The 14,644-nt window shown below is 70.2% G+C and carries 11 protein-coding genes, 1 tRNA gene and 1 pseudogene; 5 read left to right on the forward strand and 8 right to left on the reverse strand.

Translation table 11 applies throughout. The features are described from left to right. Positions 1-62 precede the first annotated feature (62 nt). The 3 genes and pseudogenes from ACF1GV_RS14555 to ACF1GV_RS14565 form a co-directional block, all read right to left on the reverse strand. Positions 63-626, reverse strand: coding sequence for an RNA 2'-phosphotransferase (locus tag ACF1GV_RS14555; protein WP_391680278.1), 564 nt, complete (start codon positions 624-626; stop codon positions 63-65). Between the two features lie 164 nt (positions 627-790). Continuing rightward, positions 791-2,538, reverse strand: a pseudogene (locus ACF1GV_RS14560) (SDR family oxidoreductase). 5 nt (positions 2,539-2,543) lie between these two features. Continuing rightward, positions 2,544-3,386, reverse strand: coding sequence for a M24 family metallopeptidase (locus tag ACF1GV_RS14565; protein ID WP_391680280.1), 843 nt, complete (start codon positions 3,384-3,386; stop codon positions 2,544-2,546). A gap of 273 nt (positions 3,387-3,659) precedes the next feature. On the opposite strand from ACF1GV_RS14565, the gene ACF1GV_RS14570 reads away from it, so the two are divergent. From ACF1GV_RS14570 to ACF1GV_RS14590, 5 genes are all read left to right on the forward strand, one after another. Then, complete coding sequence (locus ACF1GV_RS14570; RefSeq protein WP_391680442.1) at positions 3,660-4,640, forward strand: ABC transporter ATP-binding protein; 981 nt, start codon at positions 3,660-3,662, stop codon at positions 4,638-4,640. Beyond that, positions 4,630-5,538, forward strand: a complete 909-nt coding sequence (locus tag ACF1GV_RS14575) for an ABC transporter permease subunit (RefSeq protein WP_391680281.1) — start codon at positions 4,630-4,632, stop codon at positions 5,536-5,538. Before ACF1GV_RS14570 ends, ACF1GV_RS14575 begins: the two co-directional genes overlap by 11 nt. Then, positions 5,535-6,446, forward strand: coding sequence for an ABC transporter ATP-binding protein (locus ACF1GV_RS14580; protein ID WP_391680282.1), 912 nt, complete (start codon positions 5,535-5,537; stop codon positions 6,444-6,446). The genes ACF1GV_RS14575 and ACF1GV_RS14580 overlap by 4 nt, the downstream gene beginning before the upstream one ends. A 10-nt stretch (positions 6,447-6,456) precedes the next feature. Next, positions 6,457-7,176 (forward strand): ABC transporter permease, encoded by a 720-nt coding sequence (locus tag ACF1GV_RS14585; protein WP_363265380.1) that lies wholly within the window; start codon positions 6,457-6,459, stop codon positions 7,174-7,176. A 282-nt stretch (positions 7,177-7,458) separates the two neighbouring features. Continuing rightward, positions 7,459-7,545 (forward strand) — tRNA-Ser (locus tag ACF1GV_RS14590). Positions 7,546-7,797: 252 nt separating this feature from the next. On the opposite strand, the gene ACF1GV_RS14595 is transcribed toward ACF1GV_RS14590, so the two are convergent. The 5 genes from ACF1GV_RS14595 to ACF1GV_RS14615 form a co-directional block, all read right to left on the reverse strand. After that, positions 7,798-8,595 carry an HAD family hydrolase gene (locus tag ACF1GV_RS14595; protein WP_391680283.1) on the reverse strand — a complete coding sequence of 266 codons (798 nt, stop codon included), beginning with the start codon at positions 8,593-8,595 and terminating at the stop codon, positions 7,798-7,800. Then, the gene (gene serS / locus ACF1GV_RS14600; protein WP_391680284.1) at positions 8,592-9,869 is read right to left on the reverse strand and encodes a serine--tRNA ligase; all 1,278 of its coding nucleotides are present in this window, start codon (positions 9,867-9,869) and stop codon (positions 8,592-8,594) included. The genes ACF1GV_RS14595 and serS overlap by 4 nt, the downstream gene beginning before the upstream one ends. 518 nt (positions 9,870-10,387) lie before the next feature. After that, entirely contained in the window at positions 10,388-11,323 is a 936-nt protein-coding gene (gene pheA, locus ACF1GV_RS14605; protein ID WP_391680285.1) for a prephenate dehydratase, read from the reverse strand. 115 nt (positions 11,324-11,438) lie between these two features. Continuing rightward, complete coding sequence (gene efeB / locus ACF1GV_RS14610) at positions 11,439-12,701, reverse strand: iron uptake transporter deferrochelatase/peroxidase subunit (protein ID WP_391680286.1); 1,263 nt, start codon at positions 12,699-12,701, stop codon at positions 11,439-11,441. Positions 12,702-12,774: 73 nt separating this feature from the next. Next, on the reverse strand, positions 12,775-14,640 hold the full coding sequence (locus ACF1GV_RS14615; protein WP_391680288.1) for a copper resistance CopC/CopD family protein: 1,866 nt from the start codon (positions 14,638-14,640) through the stop codon (positions 12,775-12,777). Positions 14,641-14,644: the final 4 nt, after the last annotated feature.

Here is a 14,644-nt window from a genome sequence, read left to right on the forward strand (position 1 = left end):
CCCGAGGGTAGGCGCACACCGGTGTTTCACGTGAAACGGTCGCTGCGAGGCAGCGCCGGATGTCAGTGCCTCTCGGGAAAGCGCAGGTAGCGCGCGGGAACGGCCCGGGTCAGCCACACCCCGTTGGCGCTGACGTGGAAGACATGGCCGTCGCGGTGCATGGCGCCGGCGTCGACCGCCAGCACGACGGGTCTGCCGCGGCGTGCGCCCACACGCGTGGCGGTCTCCCGGTCGGCCGAGAGGTGCACGTCGTGCCGGTTCATGGGTCGCAGCCCCTCGGCGCGGATGGCATCGAGGTAGCGGACGACGGTGCCGTGGTAGAGGTACGGCGGAGGAGTCACCGGGGACAGGCCCAGGTCCACATCGACGCTGTGACCCTGGCTGGCGCGGATCCGTCCACCCTCGATCGCGAAGCGCTGCTTGTCGTTGGCGGCGACGACGTGTTCCAGTTCCTTGCGGGTGATCGGAAAGCCATGCTCGGCCGCGGCGGCCAGGAGCACGTCGATCTCGACCCAGCCGCCCTCGTCCAGCACCAGCCCGATGCGGTCCGGCTGGTGCCGCAGATGTTTCGACAGGTACTTCGACACCCGCACGACGCGTCTGTCGTACGTGTCGTTTTTGTTCATGCCGTCATGATGACGCGAGAGACCTGTATCACGCACTTTTTTTCCGGGCCCGGGTTTGATCCACAGCCAAGTGCGGTTGTCCACAGGCGACTTGACGGTTCTGTGGACAACCAGACCAGATATACGACCTGTTGGTCAACACGCCTCGACGAACAGCTCACTTGTCATGACACAGGAGGCTCGACCCGCGCGAGCGCGCGCAAAACACCAGGAGTGAAACGGGACATGGCATGGAACAAGCGCGCCTCCGGAGTCACCGGCACCACCGCAACGTTACGCACCACCGCATCCAACACAGCGTCAGCAACCTTCTCCGGCGGGTAGTTTCGCGCCCCGTACAGCCGTGCCGTGCGCTTCTGCCGTCGCCGCTCCTCCTCGGCCTCCACACCCGCGAAGTGGGCCGTGGACGTGATGCTGGTGTTGACGAAGCCCGGGCAGATCGCACTCACCCCGATGGCCTGCTCGGCGAGTTCGGCCCTCAGGCACTCGCTGAGCATCAGCACGGCCGCCTTGGAGGTGCTGTAAGCGGGCAGCGCGCGGGACGGCTGGTACGCGGCGGCGGACGCGACGTTGACGATGTGGCCGCCCTGGCCGCGCTCGGCCATCTGCCGCCCGAAGAGACGGCAACCATGAATGACACCCCACAAGTTGACGTCCAGGACCCTGCGCCAGTCGTCCGGTGTGGTGTCGAAGAAGCTGCCGGACAGCCCGATTCCGGCGTTGTTCACGAGCACGTCGACGACGCCGTACTCGACGGCGACCTTCTGCGCGAGCTTCTCCATCGCCTGCTCGTCGGAGACGTCAACTGCCTCCGCCCAGGCGCTCGGTGCGCCCACCAGCCGGGACATCTCGGCGGTCCGCGCGGCCGCCTCGGCGTCCCGGTCGACGGCGATCACGCGCGCGCCGGCCTCGGCGAACGCGAACGCCGTGGCCCGCCCGATGCCGCTGCCCGCACCGGTGATCAGCACGAGCTGTCCGCCGAAGCGGTCGGCGTGGCGACCGGTGGCCGGTACCTGTTGCCTTCCGTCCTCGACGGATGTGACGAACTCGGTGACCAGGAGGACAGTTGGTCGGGCCGGGTCCGCGGGATCCAGTGCTTGGCCGGGAGCCTGCGACGAGTCAGATGCGGAACCCACAGCTCCAGATCGTCGTAGAGCCGCTCGGACAGGAACGCGTCCTGCACGGGCGTGATGAGCTGCACGGGCGCGTGCGCATACGCGTCCTGTCGTGGCCTGCGCAGCCGGGCGCGGACGTTGTCGCGGTACAGCCAGGCGCCGTGTGCCGCGTCGCCGCGCAGAGAAGCGGTGGGGTAGTCGTCGTCGGGTGTGCGTTCGACGCGTCGCAGGATGCCGGGCCAGGCCTTGCCGAGCGGTCCGCGCCAGGCCAGTTCGGGCACCTTCGGCGTGTGCAACAGGTAGACGTACCAGGACTTGGCGCCCTGGCCGAGGAGCTGACCGACCCGGCGGGGCGTGGGCCGCTTCAGCCGCTTGTCGATCCAGTGGCCGAAGTGGTCCAGGGACGGCCCCGACATGGAGGTGAAGGAGGCGATGCGCCCCTCGGTGCGCTTGACCGTGACGAACTCCCACGACTGCACCGAACCCCAGTCGTGCCCCACCAGGTGCACCGGCCGGCCCGGACTGACCGCGTCCGCGACCGCCAGGAAGTCGTCCGTGAGCTTCTCCAGCGTGAATCCGCCGCGCAGCGGCTTCGGCGCGGTGGACCCGCCGTGGCCGCGTACGTCGTACAGCACGACGTGGAAGCGGTCGGCGAGCCGGACGGCCACCTCGGACCAGACCTCCTTGCTGTCCGGATAACCGTGCACGAGGATCACCGTCGGCCGGTCCGGATCGCCCAGTTCGGCCACGCACAGCTCCACGTCGCCGGCGCGCACCCGGCGCTCACGAGCACCCATGACAGTCACTTGTCCTCCGCCCAGCGCCGCACGTGCGGCAGATCGTCGTCCAGCCAGAAGGCGCTCTGAGCGGGATCCTTCGAGTCGGTGACGACCAGGATCTCCTCGAACTTCGCGCCCGTGCCCCGAAAGCCCAGATGGGGTTCGACCGCCCACAGGCCCGGCTGCGGCGGATGGTCGGAGAAACGGTATGGCGACCACAGCGGCGACCAGCCCTCACGGTGACCGTGCACCGCGTCGGAGAGCAGTCCCTTGAGCGACTGTGTGCCGAACCCGAACAGGCGCGGTGCGAAACGGCGTTCGCGCACCCGGTCCACCTTGTGCGCGATCACACCGAACGGGTAGGCGCGGTGCCGGTTGGCATAGCCCTGCCGGACCATGAGCCGGTCCACGTCCTCGTAGATCTCGCGCAACGACCGCCGCTCGCGCACCTCGCGCAGGATCAGCTCGCGGTGCGCCTGAAGGTCCGCCATCAGCCTGTCCTGCACCGGGTTCGGCCCGAGCGATCCCGAGTAGCCGATGTCCGCGGTGTATCCCTCGTACACCGGGGCCATGTCCAGGATGAACGGCATCCCCGGCTCCAGGCGCCGGTCGGTGGGGAAGAACTGCAGCGGCACCCGGAAGTTCACGAACGCGGTGCGGTCGCCGAACCAGGCGAACGGCATGTGGAACCAGTCGCGCACCCCACGCTCACGCAGCCACTCGCGCTGCATCCGCGCCGCCTCGCGCTCGGTCACTCCCGGTTGCAACCGGGCCGCCACGGCCTCGGCGCACTCGTAGGCCAGGCGCTGCACCCGCTGGAAACCTCGCAGCTCAGTGGAGGTTTCGCGGGTCCCTGCGGTTGTCATGCCAACGCCTCCAGCGGTCTTCGTCGACTGCGGTACGTGTCCGTAACTTGACCTGAGGGAATCTGGCACTTGTTAGACGCGGAGTCAATAGGTGGGCCGAGGGGCGGAGGTGCCCTGCACCCAGGGAGTGCGGCGACCGGGGGCGGAGAGGGGAGTCCGTAGCTCTCAGGCACCACATCCCCTACGGGCCCGTACGACTGGAGTCTGATACCAGGACGGCTCTGCGGTCTGACGTTTTCCGTGGCCTGCGTCACTAGTGTCGTCGATGTGACTGTGATCGCGACCGAAAGCCTGAGCAAGCGGTTCCCGAGGGTGACCGCGCTCGACCGGCTGTCCGTGGACATCGGGCCCGGTGTGACCGGACTCGTCGGAGCCAACGGCGCCGGCAAGTCCACCCTGATCAAGATCCTGTTGGGTCTGTCCCCCGCCACGGAGGGCCGCGCCGAGGTGCTCGGCCTCGACGTCGCCACCAAGGGCGCCGCCATCCGCGAGCGCGTGGGCTACATGCCGGAGCACGACTGCCTGCCACCCGACGTCTCGGCCACCGAGTTCGTCGTGCACATGGCCCGCATGTCCGGCCTGCCGCCCACCGCGGCCCGTGAGCGAACCGCGGACACCCTGCGCCACGTCGGCCTGTACGAGGAGCGCTACCGCCCCATCGGCGGCTACTCCACGGGCATGAAACAGCGCGTGAAGCTCGCCCAGGCCCTGGTGCACGACCCGCAACTGGTCTTCCTCGACGAGCCGACCAACGGTCTCGACCCGGTCGGCCGCGACGAGATGCTCGGCCTGATCCGACGCGTGCACACCGACTTCGGGATCTCCGTCCTGGTCACCTCCCACCTGCTGGGCGAGCTGGAGCGCACCTGCGACCACGTCGTCGTCGTCGACGGCGGCAAGCTCCTGCGTTCCAGCTCCACCACCGACTTCACGCAGACCACGACCACCCTCGCGATCGAGGTCACCGACAGCGACGAGCACCCCGACGGCACCCACGCGGTCCGCGAGGCGCTGCACACGCGCGGAGTGACCACGCACGACGACGGAAGCGGCCTGCCCGGCGCCGGCCACACCCTGCTGCTGACCGCGCAGGGCGAGGAGACCTACGACCTGATCCGGGACGTGGTGGCCGACCTCGGCCTCGGTCTGGTCCGCATGGAACAGCGCCGCCACCACATCTCGGAGGTCTTCTCCCACGGCGACGACCGCCGCAGCGACGACGACCGGAAGGAGGCCGTGAGCCATGGCCGTTGAGCACCCCCTCGCCGCGCCCACCGGGGCCCAGTCCCGCATCCACGACATCGGCTACCGCAGCTACGACGGCCCCCGTCTCGGCCGCGCCTACGCCCGCCGTTCGCTGTACACGCAGTCCCTGCGCGGCGCCTACGGCCTGGGCCGGTCGGCCAAGTCCAAGGTGCTGCCGATGCTGCTGTTCGTGGTGATGTGCGTGCCGGCCGCCATCATGGTCGCGGTCGCCGTCGCCACCAAGGCCAAGGACCTGCCCGTCGACTACACCCGCTACGCGATCATCATGCAGGCCGTCATCAGCCTGTACGTCGCCTCGCAGGCACCCCAGTCGGTCTCGCGCGACCTGCGCTTCAAGACCGTCCCGCTGTACTTCTCACGGCCCATCGAGACCGCCGACTACGTCCGCGCGAAGTTCGCCGCGCTCGCCTCGGCGCTGTTCCTGCTCACGGCCACCCCGCTGCTCGTGCTCTACGTCGGCGCGCTGCTCGCCAAGCTGGACTTCGCCGACCAGACCGAGGGATTCGGACAAGGACTCGTCTCCGTGGCACTGCTGTCGCTGCTCTTCGCCGGGATCGGCCTGGTCATCGCCTCGGTCACCCCGCGCCGCGGCTTCGGCATCGCCGCCGTGATCGCCGTTCTGACCATCTCCTACGGCGCCGTCTCCGTCGTCCAGGGCATCGCCTACGCCCAGAACAGCACCGGAGCGATCGCCTGGCTGGGACTGTTCTCGCCGACGACGCTGATCGACGGGGTGCAGTCCGCGTTCCTCGGCGCGTCGTCCGCCTTCCCCGGCGGCGACGGACCGTCCGACGCCCAAGGAGCCGTCTACGTCCTCGTCACCCTCGGTCTGATCGCCGCGACCTACGGGCTGCTCAACCGCCGCTACAAGAAGGTGGGACTGTGACGACTCTCAGCCTCGACCACGTCTCCCGCTGGTTCGGCAACGTCGTGGCCGTCAACGACGTCACCATGACCATCGGGCCCGGTGTCACCGGCCTGCTCGGCCCCAACGGCGCCGGGAAGTCCACCCTGATCAACATGATGGGCGGGTTCCTCGCCCCCTCCACCGGCACCGTCACCCTCGACGGACAGGCCGTGTGGCGCAACGAGCAGATCTACCGGCACATCGGCATCGTCCCCGAGCGCGAGGCGATGTACGACTTCCTCACCGGCCGCGAATTCGTCGTCGCCAACGCCGAACTGCACGGCCTCGGCGACAAGGAGGCCCAGCGGGCCCTTGCGACGGTCGAGATGGAGTACGCCCAGGACCGCAGGATCGACACGTACTCCAAGGGCATGCGGCAGCGGGTGAAGATGGCCAGCGCGCTCGTCCACGACCCCTCGCTGCTGCTGCTCGACGAGCCGTTCAACGGCATGGACCCGCGCCAGCGCATGCAGCTGATGGAGTTGCTCAGGCGCATGGGCGACGAGGGCCGCACCGTGCTGTTCTCCTCGCACATCCTCGAGGAGGTCGAGCAGCTCGCCCGGCACATCGAGGTGATCGTCGCCGGACGCCACGCGGCCAGCGGTGACTTCCGCAAGATCCGCCGCCTGATGACCGACCGGCCGCACCGCTACCTCGTGCGTTCCAGCGACGACCGCGCCCTCGCGGCGGCGCTGATCTCCGATCCGTCCACCTCCGGCATCGAGGTCGACCACGCCGAGGGCGCGCTGCGTATCCAGGCCGTCGACTTCGCCCGCTTCACGGCCCTGCTGCCGCGCGTCGCCAAGGCGAACGGCATCCGGCTGCTCACGGTCTCGCCGTCCGACGAGTCCCTCGAGTCCGTGTTCTCGTATCTGGTCGCGGCGTAGGAGGCCCAAGATGTACGACCCCACTGTCGCCCGGCTCACCTATCGGGCCCTGCTCGGCCGCCGCCGGGCCCTCATCCTCGGCGCGCTGCCGCTGCTGCTGATCGTCATCTCCGTCGCCGTGCGCGCGCTCACCGGCGCCGACGACCAGACCGCCTCCGACGTCCTCGGCGGCTTCGCGCTCGCCACCATGGTGCCGATCATCGGCGTCATCGCCGGCACCGGCGCGATCGGTCCGGAGATCGACGACGGCTCGGTGGTGTACCTGCTGTCCAAGCCGGTCAAGCGGCCCACGATCATCATCACCAAGCTGATCGTGGCGATCGCGGTGACCATGGTGTTCTCCGCCGTGCCGACGCTCGTCGCCGGCCTGATCCTCAACGGCAACGGCCAGCAGATCGCCGTCGCCTACACGGTGGCCGCGCTGGTCTCCTCCATCGCCTATGCGGCCGTGTTCCTGCTGCTGGGCACGGTGTCCCGGCACGCGGTGGTCTTCGGCCTGGTCTACGCCCTGGTCTGGGAGGCGCTGTTCGGCTCCCTGGTGCCCGGCGCCCGCACGCTCAGCATTCAGCAGTGGTCCCTGGCCGTCGCCCACAAGGTCGCCGGCGGTGACCTGGTCACGTCCGACGTCGGGCTGACGACGGCGACGGTCCTGCTGATCGCGGTCACCGTGCTGGCGACCTGGTACGCCGGTCAGAAGCTGCGGGCGCTGACACTGGCGGGGGAGGAGTAGCCACAGCCGGCCGCGACGGGGGCCTCACCGTTAATCGGTGGCGCCCAAGTCGCCGTACCGGCACAGTGGTCGGTGTCCACATCGCCGGACACTTCGTCCGGCGCCACCGGCTGGGAGAGGAGCGGGACGATGTCCATGCACGGCAGTACGTCCAGCTCCCGACAGGGCAGCCCGCGGCGGACCACGGTGTAGTTACCCACCGTCGAGTCCCCGCCGCACGGGGAGCTGCCCGGGGCGGCCGCTTCGAGCACGCGATGTCGCTCTCGCGTGGGCCGCCCACCCGGAGGATTGGCCGAGTGGTAAGGCACCGGTTTGCTGAACCGTGGTCGGGTCGAAAGGCCCGCGCACGTTCGATTCGTGCATCCTCCGCGAGACGTTGCCACTGGGGCTGGGGTGGGTCGGTCCGTTGGGGTCCGGTGCGTTGTTCGGGTGTCGGGTGGTCGGTGGCTGGTCGCGCAGTTCCCCGCGCCCCCAGGGGGTTGCAGTCACCGCCCGGTGAGAGTTGCAGCGGTTGCTGCCGAGGGGGCTGCAGTTCCCCTGAGGGGCGCGGGGAACTGCGCGACCAGCCCACCACTACCAGGCACTCGGCAACGCACCGTTCCCCCGACGGCGCGAATCCGGCTACGCCAGCAAGCGTTCCAGTACCACCGCGATGCCGTCCTCCTCGTTGGAGGACGTCACCTCGTCGGCGACCGCCTTGAGCTCCTCATGGGCGTTGGCCATGGCCACACCCCGCGCCGCCCACGCGAACATCGGCACATCGTTGGGCATGTCGCCGAAGGCAATCGTGTCGGCCGCCTTCAGCTTCAGCCGGCGCGCCGCCAGCGACAGCCCCGTGGCCTTCGACAGGCCGAGCGGCAGCAGTTCGACGATGCCCGCGCCGGCCATGGCGACGCTGACGAAGCCACCCGCGGCACGCCGGGCCGCCTCGGCCAGCTCGTCGTCGGACAGCTCGGGATGCTGAATGTAGATCTTGTTCAGCGGGGCGCTCCACAGATCGGACGCGTCCGCGAACGGCGTCGCGGGCAGCGAGCCGGTGAGCGCGTAGCCGGGGCCGACGAGCACCTCGCCGTCCAGGCCGTCACGGCTGGCCGCCAGGTACAGCGGGCCGACCTCCGCCTCGATCTTCGCCAGCGCCACCCCGGCCAGCTGCCGGTCCAGGGTGACCGTGGTCAGCAGACGGTGCGCCCCGGCGTCGTACACCTGCGCGCCCTGACCGCACACCGCGAGGCCCCGGTAGCCGAGGTCGTCGAGGATGTGCCGGGTCCAGGGGACCGCGCGGCCGGTGACGACGATGTGGGCCGCGCCCGCCGCGGTGGCCGCGGCGAGCGCGTCACGGGTGCGCTGCGAGATCGACTCGTCGGAGCGCAGCAGCGTTCCGTCGAGATCGGTGGCGACGAGCCCGTACGGGAAACTCACTTGGCCACCGGCTCCAGGACCTCCCGGCCGCCCAGGTAGGGGCGCAGCACCTCGGGCACACGGACGGAGCCGTCTGCCTGCTGGTGGTTCTCCAGGATCGCCACGATCGTGCGCGGTACGGCGCACAGCGTCCCGTTGAGCGTGGCCAGCGGGCGGACCTTCTTGTCCTCGCGGACGCGGATGGACAGCCGGCGGGACTGGAACTCGGTGCAGTCCGAAGTGGACGTCAGCTCGCGGTACTTGCCCTGCGTCGGGATCCACGCCTCGCAGTCGAACTTGCGGGAGGCCGAGGCGCCGAGGTCGGCGGAGGCGACGTCGATGACACGGAAGGGCAGCTCGAGCGAGGTCAGCCACTGCTTCTCCCACTCCAGCAGCCGCTTGTGCTCCTCCTGCGACTCCTCGGGGGTGACGTAGGAGAACATCTCGACCTTGTCGAACTGGTGCACGCGGAAGATGCCGCGGGTGTCCTTGCCGTGCGAGCCGGCCTCGCGGCGGAAGCACGGCGAGAAGCCGGCGTAGCGCAGCGGCAGCTGGTCGGCGTCGATGATCTCGTCCATGTGGTACGCCGCCAGCGGCACCTCGGAGGTGCCGACCAGGTACAGGTCGTCCTTGTCGAGGTGGTAGACGTCCTGCGCGGCCTGGCCGAGGAAGCCGGTGCCGGCCATGGACTGCGGGCGCACCAGCGCCGGGGTGAGCATCGGCGTGAATCCGGCGGCGGTGGCCTGGGCCAGCGCGGCGTTCACCAGGGCCAGCTCCAGCAGGGCGCCGACGCCGGTGAGGAAGTAGAAGCGGGAGCCGGAGACCTTGGCGCCGCGCTCGGTGTCGATGGCGCCGAGCAGCTGGCCGAGTTCCAGGTGGTCCTTGGGCTCGAAGCCCTCGGCGCCGAAGTCGCGGATCACACCGTGCGTCTCGAGGGTGACGAAGTCCTCCTCGCCACCCACGGGGACGTCGGGGTGGACGAGGTTGCCGAGCCTGAGCAGCAGCTCCTGGGTCTCGGTGTCGGCGGCGTCGCGCTCGGCCTCGGCGGCCTTGACGTCGGACTTCAGCTGCTCGGCCCGCTTGAGCAGGTCGGCCTTCTCCTCGGCGGAGGCCTTGGGGATCAGCTTGCCGAGCGACTTCTGCTCGTTGCGCAGTTCGTCGAAGCGGACGCCGGAGGACCTGCGCCGCTCGTCGGCAGACAGGAGAGCGTCGACGAGCGCGACGTCCTCTCCACGGGCGCGCTGAGAGGCGCGCACACGGTCGGGGTCCTCACGAAGCAGGCGAAGGTCAATCACGCGGTCAAGGCTACCGGTGCCGGGTGAGGGCTCACGACTCACTATTCGGGACGCGCCGCAATGGTCCCTTACGGTGCGTTATGGGTCAATTGCGCAGTGTGTCTGTTCGGAGGCCGCCTGGCTCGAATCGCTTGTGGGCGGCGGGACTTGGGGCCTGTGCCAGCCACGGCGATCCACAGCCTCCGGAAAGTTATCCACAGGGTGTGAGAAAGATCTGTGGACTTCGGAATTGATCACCCGCGGCCGTAACCGGACCTCAGGATTCTCGGCGTAACGCCCATTCAGCCGCACTTTCGAGTGGAAAGTGTTCGCTCCAAAGGATTGTTCAAAGGAAACAGGTGGACGAAGTGTGACCGATGCGCCTGTGGGCGCACTTGGGTCCTGCAGGGCGATTTGTCGACCGACTAGGGCTTCCCTGTCGACTTGTCCCCAGGTCGAGAAGCCCGCCTGTGGATAACTTCTGTGGATAACGAAGATATGCAGGTAGGACTGGCTGGAACGGGACTGGCTGGAACGCTTCAGAAACGCCCGTCCTGGCAGCGCGCCACCCAGTCCGCCGCCGCGACGAACTCCTCGTCCGAGGTCCCGAGCAGCGGCGGCCGTACGTCCTCGGGCCCGGCCTCCGCCCGCGGGTACGAGCCGAGGAAGCGCACCTGCAGGCAGATCCGCTTCAGCCCCATCAGGGCCTCGGCCATCCGCCGGTCGGAGATATGACCCTCGGCGTCGACGCAGAAGCAGTAGTTGCCGATGCCGGCGCCGGTCGGCCGGGACTGGAGCAGCATCAGGTTGATGCCCCGGGTGGCGAACTCGCCGAGCAGGTCGCGCAGCCCCCCGGGGTGGTCGTCGCGCTGCCACAGCACGACGGAGGTCTTGTCGGCACCGCTCGGAGCGGCCGGGCGGGCAGGGCGCCCGACCAGCACGAACCGCGTCTGGGCCGTCTCCGGGAAATCGTGGATACCGGTCTCCAGTACTTCGAGACCGTAGCGTGCGGCGGCGAACTCCCCGGCGAAGGCGGCGTCGTAGCGGCCCTCCTGGACCAGGCGGGCGGCATCCGCGTTCGAGGCGGCGGACTCCCAGTCGGCGTCGGGGAGGTGCGACCGCAGCCAGTTGCGCACCTGCGACTGGGCCGCCGGATGGGCGGAGACCGTCTTGATGTCCGAGAGCTTGGTGCCCGGCCGGACCAGCAGTGCGAAGGTGATCGACAGCAGCACCTCGCGGTAGATCATCAGCGGGGCGCCCGCGACCAGCTCGTCCAGGGTGGTCGTGATGCCGCCCTCGACCGAGTTCTCGATCGGCACGAACGCCGCCTCGGCCTCACCGGCCCGCACCGCGTCCAGCGCGGACTGCACCGACACGTACGGGATCAGCTCCCGGGTGGCGGCCTCCGGGAGGGTGCGCAGGGCGACTTCGGTGAAGGTCCCCTCCGGGCCGAGGTACGCGTAACTCGCTGGCATGGTCTCACCCTAATGGCCGCAGGAGGCCCCGGCTCCGGCGTCTCAGGCACGCCACTCGACCGAGTGGTTTGAACCCACAAAACGCGCGTGCCGAGTGACCCCGTGTTGTATCCGCTCAGCCCTCCAGCAACCGCTGCCCCACGTACTCCCCCTTCGCCGCCCCGCCCGGCACCGCGAAGAGCCCGCTGGTCTCGTGCCGGATGAACCGCGACAGTGCGTCCCCGCGGTCCAGCTTGCGCTGCACCGGTACGAAGCCGCGCAGCGGATCGGCCTGCCAGCAGATGAACAGCAGCCCCGCGTCTGGCATCCCGTCGGCGTCGAAGCCGTCGTGGTACGAGAACGGGCGCCGCAGCATCGCCGCGCCGCCGTTGCGGTCGGGCCGGGTGATGCGGGCGTGCGCGTTGACCGCGACGACATACTCGCCGTTCGCGTCGGTCTTCTCCAGGTCCATCTCGGTGGTCTCGGTGCCGCCCGACAGCGGCGCCCCGTCGGACTTGCGCCGCCCGATCACCGCCTCCTGGTCGCGCACCGTTAGCTTCTCCCAGTCGTCGAGGAGCATGCGGATACGGCGTACGACGACATAGGAGCCGTTCGCCATCCAGGCGGGCTCGCCGTCGGCCGGTACGAAGATGCGCTTCTCGAAGTCGGGGTCGGCCGGCTTCGGATTGCGGGTGCCGTCGACCTGGCCCATGAGGTTGCGGGCCGTCATGGGGTGGGCGGTTGCGCCCGGGGTGCGGTTGAAGCCGTTCATCTGCCAGCGCAGCCGGGCGGCCGAGCCCGCGTCCTTCTGGATCGCGCGCAGTGCGTGGAAGGCGACCAGGGCGTCGTCGGCGCCGATCTGCACCCACAGGTCGCCGTCGCTGCGGGCCTTGTCGAGCTGGTCGGAGGAGAAGGCGGGCAGCGGGTCCAGCGCGACCGGCCGCTGCCCGACCAGTCCGGTCCGCCCGAAGAAGCTGTGCCCGAAGCCGAAGGTGATCGTCAGCGAGGACGGTCCGGCGTCCCGGGCCACGCCGGTGTCGTCATGGGCCGCCGGCTCGCCCGCCATGAGCTGCTCCGCGGTCGCCGACCAGCGGCGCAGCAGGGCGGCCGCTTCCTTGCGGCCCGCGCCCGGGGCGAGATCGAAGGCGGCGAGATGACCGCGGGCCTGGAGACCGTCGGTGATACCGGGCTGATGTTTCCCGTGAAACATCGCGCGCCCGGCCCCGAGCGAGGTGAGCGGGGCGGCCTGCGCAGGGGCGGCCGCGTAACCCGCCGCCGCACCGGCAGCGCCGAGCACGAGTCCGGTGGCACCGGCGGTACCGAGCAGCCGGCGGCGCGAGACACCCCGTGGTTCCGGGGAACGCTCCGCGGAACCCGTGGCACGTTCCGCGGAGCCCATGGCACCTCGTGCGGAACCCATGGCGCCGTGTGCGGACCGGGCGGACGAAGGGGACTGGTCGGGCATGGTGCACTCAGCCGATCTGCGCGTTCTTGGAGACGGTCACCTGGTCGATGTCGGAGGTCCGCACGGTCACGGCGACCTTCCAGTCGCCGGCCATGGGGATCTGCACCCCGTCCGCCGACCAGTGTCCGGTGGTGATGTGGTCCGGGACCACGGGCAGCGGCCCGATGTCCTTGGTGGTGAGCGTGAAGGCGATCTTCAGCTCCGGCACGTCGTAGGCGCGGCCGTCGGGGCGCGTGACGTAGACGTGCATCTCGTTGGCACCGACGCGGGCGGGGTCGAGGTCGATGCTGACCACGCCCTTGCCGTCCTTGCCGCCGGTGTCGAACGGAACGTCCAGCGTGACGGCCCCCGACCCTGCGACGGACGCGGAGGAGGACGAGGCGGTGGCGGCCTTCGCGGCCTCCTCGGTACGGCCCGGCTCGGTGGAGGTGAGCACGGTGGTCACCGCGAGCAGGACCACGGCGACGGCGGCCTCGGCGAGGACGGAGCGGCGCAGCCCGAACCGGTCCGGGTCGGCGTCACGCTGCTGCTTGCGGCGGGCGGCCTCCATGGCGGCCTGCTGCCGGGCGAGCTGCGCGGCGCGTGCGGAGTCGGCGGCGGGGGCGGTGACGCGTTCCTTCTTCGCCGTCCGCTGGACGACCGGGTCGCTCAGCCGGCCCGTCCACCGCCGGGAGATCGACGCGAGGCCGACGAGCAGCGCCACAAGCCCGATCTTGATCAGCAGCAGCTGCCCGTAGCGGGTGTCGGTGAAGGCCGACCAGGAGCCGAGCTGCCGCCAGGACTGGTAGACGCCGGTGGCGACCAGGGCCAGGACGCTGCCGAAGGCGACGGCGGAGAAGCGCCGCACGGCGGCGGCGTCGACCGGGGTGTCGGCGGGCGCGAAGTACAGGGCGACGAGCAGTGCGGTCAGCCCGCCGAGCCAGGCGGCGACGGCGAGCAGGTGCACCACGTCGACCGGCATGGCGAGACCCGCCTGGAGCCCGACGGAGGCGTGTTCGGCCATCGCCCAGCTCGCCGCGAGACCGGCGGCGACGACGGTGCCGCCGATCGCCAGCCCGAACGTCAGGTCCCGCTTCTCCTCCTCCTCGTCCCGCTTGTCATAGGCGCCGAAGAGGACCGCGATGAACAGTGCCGCCGCCGCGAGCAGCAGCAGCCGGGAGACCAGCGCCGCGCCGGACTTGGTCTGCAGGACCTGGCCGAGCAGGTCCAGGTCGACGATGTCCGCCGCCTTGCCGGAGGTGGTGTAGGCGCCGCGCAGGAGCAGCAGCGCGAGGGTGGCCGCGGTCAGGGCGACCCAGCCGGAGACCACGAGCCGCTGCACGGCCCGTACCCCCGTGCCGCGCCGCCAGCAGGCCAGGACGAACGCGGCACCGCCGGTCATGACGATGAAGCCGGCGTACGACACGTACCGGCCGAACCCGTACAGCCCGCCGACGACACCGCCCCCGGCCGTCTGCCCGCCGACGGAGACGGAGGTCTGGGAGGGGGCGCCGATGGAGAAGGTGTAGGCGCCGGAGACGGGGTGGCTGTCCGCCGAGACGACCTGGTAGGTGACGGTGTAGGTGCCGTCGGGCAGCCCGCTGTGCAGGGCCACGGCATACGTGGTGCCGCTGACCTCGGACGGCTTGCCGTCGTCGACGCGCTTGCCCTTGGGGTCGAGGACGCGCAGCGCGTCGTCGTTCAGGGCGACCTTCTCGGAGAAGGTCAGGGAGACCCGGGCGGGCGCCTGCTTGACCACCGCCCCCTGCTGGGGGTCGCTGCCGGTGAGCGCGGCATGCGCGGAGGCCGGCGCGGCACCGGCGAGCAGCGCGCCGAGCGCGGCCACGAACAGCAGCACCAGGGTCCGGACGCGGGGGGCGATGGTCGGGGTCACGGTG

Origin of the sequence: Streptomyces sp. NPDC014006 (assembly GCF_043088925.1) — a bacterium.
In the GTDB taxonomy this organism is placed as follows: domain Bacteria; phylum Actinomycetota; class Actinomycetes; order Streptomycetales; family Streptomycetaceae; genus Streptomyces.

Bases quoted from the DNA above. Each gene is read 5' to 3' on its own strand.
- ACF1GV_RS14555 (WP_391680278.1), bottom strand. From the start codon at position 626: ATGAACAAAAACGACACGTACGACAGACGCGTCGTGCGGGTGTCGAAG.
- ACF1GV_RS14565 (WP_391680280.1), bottom strand. From the start codon at position 3,386: ATGACAACCGCAGGGACCCGCGAAACCTCCACTGAGCTGCGAGGTTTC.
- ACF1GV_RS14575 (WP_391680281.1), top strand. From the start codon at position 4,630: ATGGCCGTTGAGCACCCCCTCGCCGCGCCCACCGGGGCCCAGTCCCGC.
- ACF1GV_RS14585 (WP_363265380.1), top strand. From the start codon at position 6,457: ATGTACGACCCCACTGTCGCCCGGCTCACCTATCGGGCCCTGCTCGGC.
- pheA (WP_391680285.1), bottom strand. From the start codon at position 11,323: ATGCCAGCGAGTTACGCGTACCTCGGCCCGGAGGGGACCTTCACCGAA.
- efeB (WP_391680286.1), bottom strand. From the start codon at position 12,701: ATGGGCTCCGCGGAACGTGCCACGGGTTCCGCGGAGCGTTCCCCGGAA.